At 53.2% G+C, this 17231-nt stretch carries 19 protein-coding genes; 4 read left to right on the forward strand and 15 right to left on the reverse strand.

Translation table 11 applies throughout. The features are described 5' to 3' along the window. A complete protein-coding gene (locus Undi14_RS08680) occupies positions 1–915 on the reverse strand; it encodes a methyltransferase domain-containing protein (RefSeq protein WP_200179488.1) in 915 nt (304 codons plus the stop codon). 89 nt (positions 916–1004) lie between these two features. On the opposite strand from Undi14_RS08680, the gene Undi14_RS08685 reads away from it, so the two are divergent. Next, positions 1005–1751, forward strand: coding sequence for a ComF family protein (locus tag Undi14_RS08685; RefSeq protein ID WP_200179490.1), 747 nt, complete (start codon positions 1005–1007; stop codon positions 1749–1751). 9 nt (positions 1752–1760) lie between these two features. Next, complete coding sequence (gene trmL, locus Undi14_RS08690; protein WP_186884456.1) at positions 1761–2231, forward strand: tRNA (uridine(34)/cytosine(34)/5-carboxymethylaminomethyluridine(34)-2'-O)-methyltransferase TrmL; 471 nt, start codon at positions 1761–1763, stop codon at positions 2229–2231. A 46-nt stretch (positions 2232–2277) separates the two neighbouring features. Here the strand turns inward: trmL and Undi14_RS08695 are convergent, their stop codons facing one another. The 13 genes from Undi14_RS08695 to Undi14_RS08755 all read right to left on the reverse strand — a co-directional run bounded on the left by Undi14_RS08695 (position 2278) and on the right by Undi14_RS08755 (position 14200). Continuing rightward, positions 2278–2757, reverse strand: coding sequence for an adenylyltransferase/cytidyltransferase family protein (locus Undi14_RS08695; RefSeq protein WP_200179493.1), 480 nt, complete (start codon positions 2755–2757; stop codon positions 2278–2280). A gap of 140 nt (positions 2758–2897) precedes the next feature. Next, complete coding sequence (locus Undi14_RS08700) at positions 2898–3830, reverse strand: CysB family HTH-type transcriptional regulator (RefSeq protein ID WP_200179494.1); 933 nt, start codon at positions 3828–3830, stop codon at positions 2898–2900. A 13-nt stretch (positions 3831–3843) separates the two neighbouring features. Beyond that, the gene (locus Undi14_RS08705) at positions 3844–4908 is read right to left on the reverse strand and encodes a sulfate/molybdate ABC transporter ATP-binding protein (RefSeq protein WP_200179495.1); all 1065 of its coding nucleotides are present in this window, start codon (positions 4906–4908) and stop codon (positions 3844–3846) included. Positions 4909–4923: 15 nt separating this feature from the next. After that, on the reverse strand, positions 4924–5829 hold the full coding sequence (cysW, locus tag Undi14_RS08710; RefSeq protein WP_190480450.1) for a sulfate ABC transporter permease subunit CysW: 906 nt from the start codon (positions 5827–5829) through the stop codon (positions 4924–4926). Further along, positions 5829–6689, reverse strand: a complete 861-nt coding sequence (gene cysT, locus Undi14_RS08715; RefSeq protein ID WP_200179496.1) for a sulfate ABC transporter permease subunit CysT — start codon at positions 6687–6689, stop codon at positions 5829–5831. The genes cysW and cysT overlap by 1 nt, the downstream gene beginning before the upstream one ends. A gap of 184 nt (positions 6690–6873) precedes the next feature. After that, the gene (locus tag Undi14_RS08720) at positions 6874–7743 is read right to left on the reverse strand and encodes an EAL domain-containing protein (protein ID WP_200179497.1); all 870 of its coding nucleotides are present in this window, start codon (positions 7741–7743) and stop codon (positions 6874–6876) included. A 100-nt stretch (positions 7744–7843) separates the two neighbouring features. Next, the gene (locus Undi14_RS08725) at positions 7844–8059 is read right to left on the reverse strand and encodes a molybdopterin-binding protein (RefSeq protein WP_200179498.1); all 216 of its coding nucleotides are present in this window, start codon (positions 8057–8059) and stop codon (positions 7844–7846) included. A gap of 168 nt (positions 8060–8227) precedes the next feature. Next, positions 8228–9193, reverse strand: coding sequence for an ATP-binding cassette domain-containing protein (locus tag Undi14_RS08730; protein ID WP_370589933.1), 966 nt, complete (start codon positions 9191–9193; stop codon positions 8228–8230). A 74-nt stretch (positions 9194–9267) separates the two neighbouring features. Next, entirely contained in the window at positions 9268–10164 is an 897-nt protein-coding gene (gene ssuC / locus Undi14_RS08735; protein WP_200179500.1) for an aliphatic sulfonate ABC transporter permease SsuC, read from the reverse strand. A 9-nt stretch (positions 10165–10173) separates the two neighbouring features. Next, positions 10174–11319, reverse strand: coding sequence for an FMNH2-dependent alkanesulfonate monooxygenase (gene ssuD / locus Undi14_RS08740; RefSeq protein WP_200179953.1), 1146 nt, complete (start codon positions 11317–11319; stop codon positions 10174–10176). 19 nt (positions 11320–11338) lie between these two features. Next, complete coding sequence (locus tag Undi14_RS08745; RefSeq protein ID WP_234030518.1) at positions 11339–12298, reverse strand: sulfonate ABC transporter substrate-binding protein; 960 nt, start codon at positions 12296–12298, stop codon at positions 11339–11341. Between the two features lie 271 nt (positions 12299–12569). Continuing rightward, positions 12570–13154, reverse strand: coding sequence for an NADPH-dependent FMN reductase (gene ssuE, locus Undi14_RS08750; RefSeq protein ID WP_200179511.1), 585 nt, complete (start codon positions 13152–13154; stop codon positions 12570–12572). A 32-nt stretch (positions 13155–13186) separates the two neighbouring features. Continuing rightward, positions 13187–14200 carry a sulfate ABC transporter substrate-binding protein gene (locus Undi14_RS08755; RefSeq protein ID WP_200179513.1) on the reverse strand — a complete coding sequence of 338 codons (1014 nt, stop codon included), beginning with the start codon at positions 14198–14200 and terminating at the stop codon, positions 13187–13189. Positions 14201–14368: 168 nt separating this feature from the next. Between Undi14_RS08755 and Undi14_RS08760 the strand changes: the two genes are divergently transcribed. Further along, positions 14369–14947: a glutathione peroxidase gene (locus tag Undi14_RS08760; protein WP_200179516.1), complete on the forward strand. Its 579-nt coding sequence runs from the start codon at positions 14369–14371 to the stop codon at positions 14945–14947. 129 nt (positions 14948–15076) lie between these two features. Here Undi14_RS08760 and Undi14_RS08765 read toward each other — a convergent pair whose 3' ends face one another. Further along, positions 15077–15706 (reverse strand): TetR/AcrR family transcriptional regulator, encoded by a 630-nt coding sequence (locus Undi14_RS08765; RefSeq protein ID WP_200179518.1) that lies wholly within the window; start codon positions 15704–15706, stop codon positions 15077–15079. A 220-nt stretch (positions 15707–15926) separates the two neighbouring features. Here Undi14_RS08765 and Undi14_RS08770 point away from each other — a divergent pair, with 220 nt between their 5' ends. Next, complete coding sequence (locus Undi14_RS08770; RefSeq protein WP_200179955.1) at positions 15927–17216, forward strand: NAD(P)/FAD-dependent oxidoreductase; 1290 nt, start codon at positions 15927–15929, stop codon at positions 17214–17216. The last annotated feature ends 15 nt before the right edge of the window (positions 17217–17231 follow it).

The following is a 17231-nucleotide window of genomic DNA, read 5'->3' on the forward strand; positions in this document are numbered from 1 at the left end:
TTAAGGTCGTTTTTTTGGCAAATCGAAGCGGACGATGGATTCGCCTACAGCCGTTTTCTTGTTGACTGGCTTGAAAGCATGCCCGTAAACCACCTCAAAACTCAAGGCAATACGGCCATCGGCAGCGCGTTGCTGCTCCAACGCCTTGAGCATTGCCTGATGCGCATGTTTTCCGCTCAGCCCCTGACGACGGCTCAGCAGCGGATTGCCGCCAAGCGCCCGCACGTCGGCCAGCAACTTTTCTGTATCCTGATACGTCAGCGTGATTTTCTCCATGTCCATGACGGGCGTAGAAAAACCGGCATTCACCAGCATGTCGCCGAAATCATGCATATCCACAAACGGCAAAGTATGTGGAAATTCGTCGACATCCGCATAAGCCTGGCGTAATTCTTTCAGAGTATCCGGCCCGAAGCATGAAAACATCAGCAAACCATCGGTGCGTAAGACCCGGCGCCATTCTGCGAACACCAGATCGGGTTGAGGATGCCAGTGCAAGGCCAGATTCGACCAGATCAGATCGAGTGACTGCGATGGCAAAGGCAATTTGGCAAAGTCACCACAAATCAGATTGGCGCCCTGCTCGCCACGTAAGGCGACCGGTGTCCATTTTGCAAACAAACGACCAACCGCACTCATCGCTGCCCGTTGTTGCTCCTGAATTTCTGTCAGCATCGCCGGTGCGGCATCCAGCGCCAGCACTTGCGCTCCGGCATACATGCGTTGAAACTCAGCGACATCGGCACCGGTTCCACAACCTGCATCGAGTATCTGCGCGGGTGTAATCCGCACGAGTTCCAGCTTTTCCCGCATACGCCCGGCAATCTCCCGACGTAAAAAATCAGAACCGGCAACTTTTGCCGGATGGGAAAAAAGCTGACGAACCAGCCTTGTGTCGATAGGTGCACTGAGCATAAGGAAAACGATCTTGGCGTCTGTTTGGATGAGATAATGCGGGAGTTTACACGCTTGTGATTACGGCCGCTGCATGACGGCACAAACAGATGACGCACTTACGGCAAATATTGCATAAAAGCTGGCAAGCTTCGTTGACGCAACTGCTGCCGTGCAGTTGTGCCTTATGCCATGCCCAGAATCCGGATGTCATTTGCGAACAGTGTCTGATCACCTATTTTCCGCGCGACATCTGTCGTTGTGAACAGTGCGGTTTGAGCATGCCGCCGGGCGCCAATACGCCGCGTTGTGGCGACTGCCTGCAAAATCCACCAGCCTTCGACAGCACGATCGTTGCCTGCGATTACGAAGCACCGCAAGACCGTCTGGTGCTGTCATTAAAATTCGGCCATCATCTGGCGCTCGCCCCGGTGTTTGCCGCAATGTTGCGCGATGCCATTCTGCGCCAGCAGCATCAGGATTTGCCCGATTTTCTCTGCGTCGTGCCATTAAGCCAAAACCGGCTGACAGAACGTGGATTCAATCAGGCACTGGAGATAGCCAGACCACTGGCGCAACATCTGGGCATCCCCTTGCATCCACAGGCATTGCACAAAACCCGGGAAACCGCCAAACAAAGCAGCCTGGCGCCCGATGCACGGATGCGCAATGTGAAAAACGCCTTCGTGCCCGATGATCATCTGTTGCTGGCCATCAAAGGCAAGCATATCGGTATCGTGGATGATGTCATCACCACTGGCATGACCCTTCACGAAATCGCTACAATGCTGAAACGTTTTGGCGCACGCAAAGTCAGCAACTATGTTTTTGCCCGCACTCCACATCATACTTATTAAGGAAACGCCTTGTTTCACGTCGTCCTCGTAGAACCTGAAATTCCGCCGAATACCGGCAACATCATCCGCTTATGTGCAAACACCGGAGCCCAGTTGCACCTGATAGAACCGCTTGGTTTTCCACTTGACGACAGCAAGATGAAACGCGCTGGTCTTGATTATCACGATTATGCGACGATGAAAGTGCATAAGAACTGGGAAGCGTTTCTGGCGAGTGAACAACCGGACGCACAAAGAATGTTTGCGATGACCACGCATGGCTCGACGGCATTTTCCAGCGTCGCCTTTCACCCCGGCGATTATTTCGTCTTTGGCGCAGAAACCCGCGGACTTGCGACCGAATTGCGTGAATCTTTTCCGCTCAGTCAACGCATACGCTTGCCGATGCGGCCAGACAATCGCAGCCTGAATCTGTCGAATACCGTGGCGGTCGTCATTTACGAAGCCTGGCGCCAGAACGGATTTGCCGGCGGCGCCTGACCTTAGAAAAACTGTGTCCGGCATTGCAGAAAGCCGGACGCCGATATCAGGTCTGCGCCCGGACTTTCGCCAGCAACTTGCTGGTGGAACGATCGTGTTCAAAATCAATCGCTGCCACCTGACCGCCATACGCCAGTACCGCCTGCCCTTCCGGAATCGCGCTCATATCGTAATCGCCGCCTTTGACATAGATATCCGGATGCGCGCTGAGTACCGCTTCTAACGCGGTATCTTCATCGAAATCCACCACCAGGCTGACTGCTTCTAATGCCGCAACCACGGCCATGCGATCAGCACAGGTGTTCACCGGGCGGTCATCACCCTTGCCCAAACGTCTGACCGAAGCATCCGTATTCAGTGCCACCACCAGCGACGCGCCGTGTTCTCTGGCCTGAGCAAGATAGGTCACATGACCACGATGCAAAATATCAAAGACGCCATTCGTCATCACCACAGGTTTGGGTAATGCAGCAACCCGTTCGGCCAATACAGCGCGGGTACAGATTTTTTGTTCAAATGCAGGCATACGGATTCATTCAAAAAATAGCGACGAAAAAATAGCCGCCAGGAAAAGCGGCCATTGTACACGGCGTATTTCGGCCATCACGCAGATAGACGTGAATGCCAGTATTTATGCAGGCGGCGCAAGCAGCGTTCTGCGGTCAATCAGTTATTGTCAGCGTCTGCAATTGCCTTACGGATATCTTCCTTACTCAGTGCCGGCGCAAACTGGCGGATAAAATCATAAGTGTAGGTGCGTAAATACGCACCGCGCCGCACTGCCAGCCGGGTCACATTTGGCGTGAACAAATGATCGGCGGCGACGGTGCGCAAACCATTGGTACGATTCGTTTCTATCGCCATCGACGCCACAATACCTACACCCAAGCCAAGCGCGACATATTGCTGAATCACGTCAGAATCCATTGCGGTCAGCACGATGTCGGTGCGCAAACCGGCATCGACAAAAGCCGCATCAATATGACCGCGGCCGGTGAAACCGACGTCATACGTGATCAACGGATAATTTGCCAGATCTTCCAGCGTCAGCGTTTCTTTACGCAACAAAGGATGGCCTTCCGGCACGACGATCACGTGATTCCATTCGTAGCATGGGAACGACACCAGATCCTTGAATTGCGATAAGCCCTCAGTCGCAATACCGATATCGGCTTTGCCTGACATCACCCATTCGGCGATGTGTTCGGGTGAGCTTTGTTGCAAAGCGATGCGTACTTCCGGAAATGCCCGGCGGAATTGCTGCACCACTTTCGGCAACACATAGCGCGCCTGCGTATGCGTGGTGGCAATCGCCAATGTGCCTTTGGTCTGATCCGAATATTCGCTGCCGGCCTGATGCAGATTTTCAGCTTCCAGCAGCAAACGTTCTATGATAGGCAGGATGCCTTTTCCAGGCTCGGTCAGGCCGGTCAGACGTTTGCCATTGCGTTCAAAAATATCCACGCCCAGTTCTTCTTCCAGCTCGCGGATCTGGCGGCTGACACCTGGCTGCGAAGTGAACAGCACATTGGCAACTTCGGTCAAATTAAAGCCACGTCGGGATGCTTCTCTGATCGAGCGTAATTGTTGAAAGTTCATTGTATATCTCCGGTCAGTTGTTATCGACAAAGACGTGCAAGCGCTTGGGTTTGACCACCAGAGACTCACCGACTTTCAGTTGTAATTGCAGATAACGCTCGCTCGATATCATCGCTTCGACCAGATCGCCGTTATCATCACGCTCCATTTCTAGTTGCGCCAGCGGGCCTATGCTGTGCACGCGCCGCAATTGCACAACCAACCCCTCGGCGCCCGGCGCGTAGCGGTCGATCTCGAATTCATGCGGACGCACATAGGCCGTGCCGAAGGCATCTTTGGTATCGGCATGACCCGGTGCTTCAAACGGCACACCGCCTGCATCGAGTATGCCTTCATGAACACGGCCACGGAACAGATTGACGTTACCCAAAAATCCATACACAAACGGTGTGGCCGGATGCTGATACACCTCAGCAGGCGCACCGACCTGTTCGACCTGACCCTGATTCATCAACACGATCTTGTCAGCAACTTCGAGTGCTTCTTCCTGATCATGCGTGACGAAAATACTGGTCACATGTAATTCATCATGCAGACGGCGCAACCAGCGGCGCAGCTCTTTACGCACCTTCGCATCGAGCGCGCCGAAAGGCTCATCCAGCAGCAGCACGCGCGGCTCCACGGCAAGTGCACGTGCCAGCGCGATACGCTGCCGCTGACCTCCGGACAACTGCGGTGGGTAACGGTCTGCCAGCCAATCCAGCTGCACCAGTTCCAGCAGTTTCGTGACTTTTTCTTTGATCTGCGCTTCCGACGGACGCACATTTTTTGGTTTCACCCGCAAACCAAATGCGATGTTTTCAAATATCGTCATGTGCTTGAACAAGGCATAGTGCTGAAACACAAAGCCAACCTGACGATCACGCACATGCTGTTGCGACGCGTCCTGACCATCGAGCAAGACCTGGCCGCTGTCGGCAAATTCCAGACCGGCGATGATGCGCAACAAAGTGGTTTTGCCGCAGCCGGATGGTCCTAACAAGGCCGTCAGTTCGCCATCGGGAAAATCCAGCGAAACATTATTCAGCGCAGTAAATTGACCAAAACGTTTATTTAATTGATTAACGGCGATACTCATGATTTTCGCTCCAGCTTATTCTTCAGAAATGGGGGCGCGACTCTCATTGGTGCGCCATTCAACGATCGTTTTTAACGCCAGTGTCAGCAAGGCCAGCAAAGTCAGCAACGAGGCCACCGCAAACGCCGCAACGAAGTTGTATTCGTTATATAAAATTTCGACCTGCAAAGGCATGGTGTTGGTTTCGCCGCGAATGTGGCCGGACACCACTGACACCGCGCCGAATTCGCCCATCGCCCGCGCATTACACAGGATCACGCCATACAGCAAACCCCATTTGATATTCGGCAAAGTCACATGCCAGAAGGTTTGCCAGCCCGATGCGCCCAGTACCAGCGCGGCTTCTTCTTCCTCACTGCCCTGCGCCTGCATTAATGGAATCAACTCACGCGCAACAAACGGAAAAGTCACAAAAATCGTCGCCAGTACGATGCCGGGAACCGCGAACAGAATTTTGATATCGTGATCGCGCAACCATTCGCCAAACCAGCCCTGCGCACCGAACAGCAACACATACACCAAGCCTGAAATCACGGGCGACACTGAAAACGGTAAATCGATCAGCGTCAGTAAAACGCTCTTGCCGCGGAACTCAAATTTCGCAATCGTCCAGGCGGCGGCAACACCGAAAATCAGGTTCAGCGGCACCGCAATGCCCGCCGCAATCAGCGTCAATTTAATCGCCGACAAAGCATCCGGTTCGACGATCGCTTCCAGATACACCTGCCAGCCTTTTTTCAAGGCTTCGGCAAACACCGCCGTCAGCGGCACAAATAAAAACAAGGTCAGAAACGCGAATGCGATCAGGGTCAGCGTGACGCGTATCCACAAAGGTTCCAGCGTCGCTGCCGGAGTGATCGCGGGTTCAGCACGACGTTGGTTTGCTACCGGTAAGGCTGACGAAATAGTGGTGGTGCTCATTATTCTTTTCCTCCTTGCCGGCTGCGCGTCCATGCCTGCAAAGCATTAATCGACAACAGCAAGACAAACGACAGCAACAACATCACAACCGCGATGGCAGTGGCACCGGCATAATCGTATTGTTCTAATTTGGTAATCATGAACAGCGGTGTGATTTCCGAAATCATCGGCATGTTGCCAGCGATAAAAATCACCGAGCCGTATTCGCCGGTCGCCCGCGCAAACGCGAGCGCAAAGCCGGTCAGCATCGCAGGCAATATCGTTGGGAAAATCACCCGTGTGAACACTTGCCAATGGCTGGCACCCAGGCTCAGCGCTGCTTCTTCGAGTTCTTTTTCGGCTTCTTCGAGTACCGGTTGCACTGTGCGCACCACAAAAGGTAAGCCTATGAATGTCAGGGCGATCAAAATACCTAAAGGCGTGAACGCGACTTTGATGCCGAGCGGTGTCAGCAATTTGCCTATCCAGCCATTCGGCGCATACAAGGTCGCCAGCGTGATACCGGCGACTGCTGTCGGCAAGGCAAATGGCAGATCGACAAGGGCATCAATCAGGCGCTTGCCGGGAAATTTATAGCGCACCAATACCCAGGCAACGATGCCGCCAAACAGCACATTGATCAGCGCGGCCAGAAAAGACGCACCGAAAGTCAGGCGATACGATGCCATGACACGATCAGATGTCACGGTATCCCAGAACGCCTGCCAGGTCATGGTAAAAGTTTTGAGAAAAACCGCAGAAAGCGGGATTAAGACAATCAACGCCAGGTAAAACAAGGTAAATCCCAGCGAAAGATAAAAGCCGGGAAGCACGCGTTTACTGGTCGGTTGACCGCCTGTTGCAATTGCAGCAGATGCCATAGTCAGCCTTTATTACTGATTCAACTAAAGATGGCAAATATTGGCAGGATTTTGATATAAGAAAAACGAATTTTTTGTTATGTCTTTAGATGATAAACACATATAGCAAGGCCGAAGTCAGTCACCAGGGCGACTGCGTCGACTGTAACAACCGAGGTAACCGAGGCAACCGAAACAATGCGGCTCAGCCCGGCAGTTCCGCCCCGGCAGCCGCAACGGTCGCGCCTGTATGGGATGCGGCCGCTGGCAGCGCCACTGCTTGTCCGACCAGCGTTGCTTTCGGTAAGTCAAACAAAAAGCCCTGTACCAGATACGGACTGGCCGTGTCGTTCGCCTGTTGCAGCGATAGCAAGCGCGCTTCATTTTCTATGCGCCGGAAAATGATATTGCACTGCGCCTGATCTGCACGTTGCAGCAAACTGATCTGCGCTGGCGCATGATTGGCGGCGCTGATGTCGATTTTGATCGCATCAGGCCGTATGCGGTCAAGTAAATCACCCGCTTGTTCCAAGGTGCTGGCATTCACGCCGATGCGAAAACCATTGCGGCGGTAATTTTCGGCGACATGCGTCAGCACCCAGCGCTGGCTCGGCGTGATCAGCGGCAGTTGCAGAATAATCTGTTCATGCGGTATTTCCAGTGTATTGAGTATGCGGCGAAATGCGTTACCGTGATTACCTTCCACGGCAGCCAGCAAGCGGCTGTGCACGCTCAGATACAAATCCAGCCCCGACTCTGGCTGCTGACGATAAAAATTCAGCGTATGCAGCAAGCGGCAGAGACGATCCAACTCCACCGATTCATCATCATTCGCGACGTATTCCAGCAGCTTCCAGATATTCAGTCCCTGATCGCCCGGATCATAGCTGCGGGCATAGGCTTCATAAGCAACGATCTGATGATCCTGACCCGAGCGTATCGCCTGAAACGCGCTGGTCAGGCTCGCATTGAAATAGCGTCCGCGGGCGCGCCCCTGCTCGTCCAGCCACAGATGGCTGCTGGCCATAGAATGACGCAGGCGGCTCAGATAATTTTGTAATGTCAGATGATGCATATTTCCTCCCTTCAGCGGCCACGCGTTGTTTCGCCCAGCAACGCCGTCAGTAGTAACGCTATCAGTGCGTGGTCGCTGTGACGACACGTAGTACGCCTAGTTACAGTTTCGCGATCGAGACTTCGGTTGCCTTCACCAGCGCCACCACCTCGCTGCCGACCACCAGATTCAGATCGCGGATAGAACGCGTCGTGATCACGGATGTCACGATGCCGGCCGGGGTTTCGACATCGACTTCGGAGACAACATCGCCTTCGATAATCGCTTTGATTTTGCCGCGGAACTGGTTACGTACATTAATCGCCTGAATCGTCATTTTTCTTCCCTTGTGATGCGGAAAATATCCCGAAAAACAGATACTCCCCCGCTTTTTTAATAAAATACCCCTAATGTCCTTGAATTCATTGGGGTTTAAAACATACTCCCCCGGAGTATGTTTTATACTGATTTGATGCTGATTTGAAGCTGCCAGCAGAGCTGAGACTTAAATCGCCCAAGTCACCTGGTTGACCGTGCGGAGCAGCGACACGTCGCCGAGTTCCGCATCCGGCTGCTGCGCCGGGCGCTGCAACACCCGCGCCAGTATCTGTTCTTCCAGCGCGGCAAAGACCGGGTTGCCACGCGCGCGTGGCCGCGGCAGATCGACTTTCTGATCCAGCGTGATCTGCCCGTCTTCAATCAGAATCACACGATCGGCCAGTGCAATCGCTTCCTGCACATCATGCGTGACCAGCAAAGCGGTGAAGCCGCGCTGCTGCCAGAGTTGCTCAATCAGGCTTTGCATCTCGATGCGCGTCAATGCATCAAGCGCACCCAGCGGCTCGTCCAGCAGCAACAGGGTCGGCTCATGCACCAGCGCTCTTGCCAGCGCAACGCGCTGACGCTGACCACCGGACAATACCGATGGCCACTCGCCAGCGCGCTCAGCCAGCGCGACCTTGTTCAGCGCCGCAACTGCATCGCTGCGACGACCGCTTAAACCGAGGGCGACGTTATCGAGCACGGTTTTCCACGGCAGCAGCCGCGAATCCTGAAACATCACGCGGGTTTCCGGGCGGCTGTTGTTCTGCCCGTTGTTCTGAACATCCTGCTGGGCAAACTTCAGGCTGCCGCTGTCGGCTTTTTCGAGACCGGCGATCAGGCGCAGCAAGGTGCTTTTACCGCAGCCACTGCGACCGATCACGGCGACAAACTCACCCGCTTCGATATTTAGTTGCAACGACTTCAGCACGCTGCGGCCGTTGTATGATTTTTGCAAATTCTGAATACGGATGGCCGTGCCAGATTGCGGCGTCTGACGTGGCAAATGTGGCAGAGGTGAAATCTGCGGCGATTTCTGCGCTGGGCTCAGTTCTTTTCTACTGTCTTGTCTGCTGTCCTGCCCACTGTATTGTCTGATCACGTCCGCAGCAGATGTCGGCTGCGCCGCATATTCAGTGACTTGGCTAATGCCGTCGTCCAGCTCTTGCCTGAGCGCGGCGATACGCGCCACCGCTGGCGAGGGGGAATATATGAGCTTCGACATCATGCAAGCTTTCTCTGATAACCCGGATGCCAGCGCAGCCAGTAATGTTCAAGTGCGCGTGACAACACATCGGCGATTTTTCCCAACAGGGCGTACAGCAAAATCCCCACCAACACGACATCGGTCTGCAAAAATTCACGCGCATTCATAGTCATGTAGCCGATACCCGCCTGCGCTGAAATGGTTTCAGCAACGATCAGCAAGACCCACACCAGCCCCAGCGCAAAACGCACGCCGACCAGAATAGAAGGCAAAGCGCCGGGCAAAATCACATCGCGGTATAAAGCCCAACCCGACAAGCCGTAGCTGCGCGCCATTTCTATCAAGCCCTGATCAACGGAACGTATGCCGTGAAAGGTATTCAGGTACACCGGGAAAAATACGCCGACCGACACCAGAAACAGCTTCGCCGTTTCATCGATACCAAACCATAAAATCACCAGCGGTATCAGCGCCAGCGCCGGAATATTGCGTATCATCTGCAGGCTAGTATCGAGCAGGGTTTCAGCGCTGCGGAAAGTACCGGTCAGCAGACCGAGCAACAAGCCCAGACCGCCACCAATCACAAAACCCGATACCGCACGCCACAGGCTGGTTTTTGCGTGGATAAAAATTTCTCCGGAAACGCTCAGATTCCAGAAGGCTTTCGCGACTGCCAGCGGCTCCGGCAAAATACGGCTGGATAACCAGCCCTGTTGCGCCGACACCTGCCAGATCACCAGCAATAACAACGGCACCGCCCACGGTGCCAAGGCACGCAAAATGCGCAAGGCATGAAGACGCCACGGCGTGGCTGGACGCGTCAGTCCGCGCCCACCGAAGGTCTGCGACAAGTCGTCTGCAAGTGCAGCAAACTCATTGAATTCATTGATCTCAGTAATAAGCGGCGACGCCATGCTGTGCTCCTAGCTTTGCGAAACCTGCGGTGCGATGGAATTCGCGATCACTTCGCCGAAAGGACCTGTGAGCGAACTCGTCACACGCGGCACCGATTTTCCTATCAGCGGAAAGACCAGTTCGGCGAAACGATACGATTCTTCCAGATGCGGATAACCGGAAAAAATAAAGGTCTCAATGCCGAGTGCCGCATATTCTTTAATGCGCGCAGCCACCGTTTCCGGATCACCGACCAGCGCCGTTCCGGCACCACCGCGCACCAGCCCGACGCCCGCCCACAGATTCGGTGAAACTTCGAGTTTGTCGCGCTTGCCGCCGTGCAGCGCCGACATCCTTTGCTGACCGACCGAATCCATCTTCGCAAACGCTTTCTGCGCCCGCGCAATCACGTCATCATCAACATAACGGATCAGATCATTTGCTGCCGCCCAGGCTTCTTCATTGGTTTCACGCACAATCACATGCAGGCGGATACCAAAGCGCAAAGTGCGGCCATGCTTAGCGGCGCGTGCGCGCATGTCGGCGATTTTTTCAGCCACGGCCGCAGGTGGTTCACCCCAGGTCAGATAAACGTCAACCTGTTCCGCTGCGAGCTCGTGCGCCGGTGCGGATGAGCCGCCGAAATACAAAGGCGGATGCGGCTTTTGCACCGGTGGATAGAGGGTCTTCGCACCTTTCACGGTCAGGTGTTTGCCGCTGAAATCATAACCGGCATCACCACCTTCACCCGCCAGCGATGCGCGCCAGATATGTAAAAATTCTTCTGTAATTTCATAGCGTTTTTCATGATCAGCAAACACACCGTCGGCTTCGAGTTCGCCCTGATCGCCACCGGTAACGATATTGACCAGCAAGCGCCCGTTCGATAAGCGATCAAAGGTGGACGCCATACGCACTGCCAGACCCGGACTGCTCAGCCCGGGACGAACTGCCACCAGAAATTTCAATTTTTTCGTCGCGCTGATCAAACTCGAAGCAACGACCCAGGCATCTTCGCAAGAGCGACCGGTCGGCAGCAGCACACCATCGTAGCCCTGAGTATCCGCCGCCACCGCGATTTGTCGCAGGTAGTCGTAACTGATTTCGCGCGCGCCGTGGCTGGTGCCGAGATAGCGCGTATCGCCGTGGGTAGGAATAAACCAGAAAATATTCAAGCTCATCGCATTTCTTTCTTTATTTCAGGACAGATGTTTTAGCGCCGGATGGCAGCCAGACTGCATCGCGTACGTTGATGCGTTTCGGGATCAGCTTCAGATCGGCAAAGGTATCTGCAATGCTTTGCTGTTCCTGAATCACGGCCTCAGACAAGGGCTTCACACCATAAGAAAAACGGCCGACGGACAGTTCAACGATTGTCGGTTCCAGACCAACCTGCACCGACAGAATTGCTGCGGTTGCCTTGATGTTCTTTGCGCTCCAGTCGCCGGTCTTGGCGATCTCATCCAGAATCACACTGATGATCTCTGGATGCTTCTGTGCATAAGAGCGTGAAGCGAGATAGAACTGGTGGTTGCTGACAGCGCCTTTACCGTCAGCCAGCACGCGTGCGCCGAGCTGCTTTTCAGCGGCCGCCAGAAACGGATCCCAGATCGCCCAGGCATCAACGCTGCCGCGCTCAAACGCGGCACGCGCATCGGCGGGTGCGAGAAATACGACTTCCACATCCTTGTAGGCAAGCCCGGCTTTTTCCAGCAGTTTCACCAGCAGGTAATGCACATTCGAGCCTTTGTTGAGCACGATTTTTTTGCCCTTCAGATCCGCCACCGATTTGAGTGCAGAGCCTTTCGGTACGACGATCGCTTCGCCCGCAGGAGCCGCAGGTTCATTGCCGACATACAGTAAATCGGCACCGGCCGCCTGCGCGAAAATCGGCGGCGCTTCGCCAGTAGTACCGAAATCGACACTGCCGACATTCAGACCTTCCAGCAATTGCGGGCCCGCCGGAAACTCTGTCCATTTCACTTCCACACCCAGCGGCGCAAGGCGTTTTTCGAGGCTGGCACTGCCTTTCAGCACAGTCAGCGTGCCGTACTTCTGGTAGCCGATGCGCAAGACACTTTTCGCTGCGACTTTCGTTTGCGCATGAGCGACATTCAGGCCTCCGGCAAAAGCAATCGCTGTCAATGCCAGCATGCCTGTCAGCACGCTGCGGCGCAGTGCAGTGGTCTTTTTCACCTGTTCAACGTAACGTGCATGACGGCGTTGCAGGATAGTATTCTGATCTTCACTCATTTCATTTCCTTGACTGATAAGGCAAGACTTACCCCTGCCGGAAATCTGGCATTGCGGTAACGCTTACGGGATTGCTGGTAAATATCCGGTGTTGCAGCGGTTCAGAAAAGCACGATTGATGAACCTGTCATTTCCTGAACCCGCATGAGCTCAGGTGCAAGTCAGGCACAATTCAGGCACGACAGCACATCAGTTCTGCGACTGCTGGTTTCGATGCCTGTATATGCCGTAAAGACGAGAGGCTCTCGGCCAACAATTGCACGCCGTCAGCAACTCGCTGCGCTATCGCGGCATCCAACTGTAAGCCTTGCTGTTCGTGCCACTGAACCTGTGCATCGGTTGCATAGACGCCCGGCAGTACATGACGTGCCGACAGCGATGTCAGCACCGGGCGCAAGGCGTAATCGAGTGCCAGCATGTGCGACTGGCTACCCGCTGTCGCCAATGGCAATACGATTTTTCCGCTCAGACCATCTTGCGGCAGTATGTCTAAAAATGCTTTTAACAAGCCGCTGTAAGCCGCTTTGTAAATCGGCGTGGCAATCACCAGCGCATCGGCGCGCTCGACCAATAATCTGGCGACATTCAGTTCGGTATCGGAAAAATCCGCATTCATCAGCGCTTCCGCCGGCAGATCGCGGACATGCAGGCTGACGGTACGTTGTCCGAGCGCATTGAGTTTCTCACCGGCATACTGCAGCAGACGAGTGGAGCGCGACGGCGAAGACGGGCTACCGGAAAGCAGGAGAATAGTCATAGTGATTCCTTCAATGCGCTCGATAGCGTCAATTATTTTTTATTTGGCTGATAAATCTGATCAAATACACCGCCATCGGCAAAATGGGTTTTCTGAGCGACAGTCCAGCCACTGAAGGTGTCATCAATATTGAATAGCTTGATTTTCGAGAATTGTCCGGCATATTTTTTCGCCGCTTTTTCACTGACCGGACGATAGAAATTTTTACCGATAATGTCTTGTGCCTCGTCGGTGTAGAGGTAATTCAGATAAGCCTCAGCCACTTTGCGTGTACCGCGTTTATCGACCACTTTATCGACGACGGACAACGGTGGCTCAGCCAGAATACTGATGGACGGTGTGATGATTTCAAATTTATCCGCGCCGAATTCTTTGAGTCCCAGATAGGCTTCGTTTTCCCATGACAACAGCACGTCGCCAATACCGCGTTCGGTAAATGTCACCGTTGAACCGCGCGCACCGGAATCCAGCACAGGCACATTTTTAAACAGCTTTTGCACATATTCTTTTGCCGACGCGTCGCTACCGCCTGGCAATTTCAGCGCATAACCATACGCCGCCAGATACGACCAACGCGCACCGCCGGAAGTTTTCGGATTCGCAGTAATCACAGATACGCCGGGCTTAATCAGATCGGCCCAGTCTTTAATGCCTTTAGGATTACCTTTACGCACGAGGAAAACGATGGTGGATGTGTAAGGCGAAGCATTGTGTGTCAGACGCTTTTGCCAGGTTTTTGACAGCAAACCCACATTCGCAATCGCGTCGATGTCATACGCCAGCGCGAGTGTCACGACATCGGCATCCAGACCATCGATCACCGAACGTGCCTGTTTGCCGGAGCCACCATGCGACTGTTTGATCGTGACTTTGTCGCCGGTTTTTGCCTGCCATTGTTTTGCAAACGCCTGATTCACGTCCTGATACAGTTCGCGCGTCGGATCATAGGAAACATTCAGCAGCGTGATGTCTGCAGCTTGGGCTGCACCGTGAATCGCACCGGCAAACGCGAAGCTGGCGAGGAGCAGGAATTTTTTTGCTTTCATCTGGAATCCTTGGAATCAGTGTTTAACGAGGATGTCAGAATAATTCGCGACTTTATATTTGAAAACGAAGTATTTTTACGATCTATATTCATTTTTCATATAAAGAGCCTGATCAGCAGCTTTTTAGCGGCTGGGCTACTATGTGCTTCTTTCATGAAGGAGACCTCCATGCTGCGACATTCTGTTGTGTATTCTGTTGTTTGTTCCGCCATCATTGGCAGTCTGGCTGCAATCAGCAGCCCGGCCTTCGCTGAGGAAGCGGATGCCTGCCCGGCCATCCTGAATCACAAATTCAATCGCCTGCAAGACGATGCGCCGCAAGATCTTTGCCAGTACAAAGGCAAAGTTGCGTTGATCGTCAATACCGCCAGTTATTGCGGCTTTACCAATCAATACGAAGGGCTGGAAAAAGCCTATGCCAAATACAGTAGCAAAGGTCTGGTGGTGCTCGGTTTTCCGTCGAATGATTTCGGCAAGCAAGAGCCGGGCAACAGTAAGGAAATCGCCGATTTCTGCTACAACACCTATGGTGTGAAGTTTCCTATGTTTGCCAAGTCATCCGTGACCGGCAAAGACATCAATCCGCTGCACGCTCAATTGGTCAAAGCGACAGGCACAACGCCGAAGTGGAATTTCTACAAATACCTGATCGATCGTAAAGGCAACGTTGTTGCCGCTTACAGCAGCATGACTAAGCCGGACGATAAAAAGCTGGTCGCCGATATAGAAAAAGCGCTGGCGGAATAAGCTGACGGCCTACATACAAACGCCGTTGAAAAAAAGGCTGGAAGCCCCTGTTTATGCGGGCTTCCAGCCTTTTTTTTCTGATGTGGTACAGCGTCGGTTTGCAGGAACAGTCAGAAAAGAGAGTTTGCGTTACGCAATCGGTGTTCTGGCCTGCTCTGATAAAAATCCACCTATGGTGGCGTGCACCATAGCGTCAACGATCTGTTCGTGACTCAGACGCTGGTCACGCACCAGGAATTCCATCGTCGGATCGCAGGCGCGCGAATACAAGGTGTACACCAGCACATCATCTGGCACCATGGCTGTCAAAGCCCCCTGTTCGCGCGCGGTGGCCACCAGCGCATAAAAACGCTTATTGATCCGTAAAGCGACTGTTACATAATCAAAATTGAGCATCAGACTGCGTTGCAAAGCGCGGCTCGTCGACGGTAAATGCGGCACGCCGCCTTGCAAACGTAAGCGTAGCGACCATGCGAGTATATGTTTAATTTTTTCTATTGCAGGCAAGTCTTCTGGTAAGGTATCTAATTCTTCCTGCGTCGCTTTTAACAAGCGTGTCAGCGCCGCTGCAGCAAGCTTTTCTTTCGAAGAAAAATGTTTGTACAGACTGCCCTTCGCAATACCGACCGCATCAGCAACATCGTCCATCGTCATCAAGTCATACCCTTTGTCGGACAAAAGGCGATTAACAGCATCAATGATCGCCTCTTCGCGCGCATCAAATTGTTGCTTTTTAAAGGGAATTTTCAGTTTTAGCATCTTTTTATGTACGACATTAGACTTTGTAGTATATTTCGTGACTGATCAGTCACGAAATGAAATTCAAGGTCACATTTTAACTCATGCGTATCGCTGACGGGGGAGAATCAACATGCAATGCGTGTCCCTGCGAATCATTAACACCGTTGGCGGCAGAAGAAGTCGGCGATGCAGACAGACTGGTCTGCATCAATACAGAAAACTTTATCGATAAAAAATGATGAAAATTGCGGTCATTGGTTCCGGCATCTCCGGCCTCTCCTGCGCTTATGAATTATCCCGCGCACACCACGAAGTCAGTCTGTTTGAGGCAGACAGTTATTTTGGCGGACACACGCATACCGTTGATGTGACGCTGGAAGGAAAAACTTATGGTGTCGATACCGGTTTCCTTGTGTTTAACCACAAAACCTATCCAAATCTCGTCAGGTTATTTAAAGATTTGCAGATAGAAACCGTCGCCACTGACATGTCATTCTCGGTCAAAATGCCGATAGCCGGACGCCATCTGGAATGGGCTGGTGCCAACCTGGATACGGTATTCACGCAACGACGTAACCTGTTGAACCCACGCTTTCTGCGCATGTTACGTGACATCCTGCGCTTTAATAAACAGACGACCGCCTTGGCAAAAGCGGACGCAACGCATGATTTCCACATTCCGCTAGGTCAATTTTTGCAGCAGCATCGTTACAGTGAGGAGTTTATTCACTGGTATCTGTTGCCGATGGCCGCCTGCATCTGGTCTTGCCCGACTGAGACCATGATGGAATTTCCTTTATCGTCGTTCGTCAATTTTTGCCACAACCACGGCTTATTGCAGGTCAACGACAGGCCGCAATGGCGCACGGTCAAAGGCGGAGCCAGACATTATGTCGATCAGCTTCTGCCACATATTGCCCACACCTATCTGCATGCGCCAGTCAGTGCGGTACAGAACAGTGCATCAGGACGGGTCAGCGTAATATCAGCACGAGGCATTGAAGAGTTTGACCACGTCGTCATGGCGACACACAGCGATCAGTCGTTGAAAATGCTGACAGACAGCACCACCGCGGAACAACAGATATTATCGGCAGTGAAATACCAGCCTAACCGGGCGGTACTGCACACCGACGCCAGCTGCCTGCCAGAGAACCGCAAAGCCTGGTCGGCATGGAATTACCAGAGTGCGAATGGAAAAGAGCCACAAGTCTGCGTGCATTATCTGATCAATCAGTTGCAACCGCTGCCATTCACAACCCCGGTCATCGTCAGCCTGAATCCGATTGATGCACCCGCACCGGAAAAAGTGATCGCTAGCTTTGATTATGCCCACCCTGTATTTGATGCTGCGGCAGTCAAGGCACAAACAATGCTGAATCAGATACAGGGGCAACGTCAGATATGGTTTGCAGGTGCATGGACAGCTTATGGCTTCCACGAAGATGGGCTGAAATCTGGCTTGCGAGTCGCAAAAAATATTATTGCTGGCCAGACGCTGGCATCGCCTCTCGTACTCGCCGCCTAAACCTTGTTGTTACAC

The organism is Undibacterium sp. 14-3-2, assembly GCF_016595265.1.
Lineage (GTDB): Bacteria > Pseudomonadota > Gammaproteobacteria > Burkholderiales > Burkholderiaceae_D > Undibacterium > Undibacterium aquatile.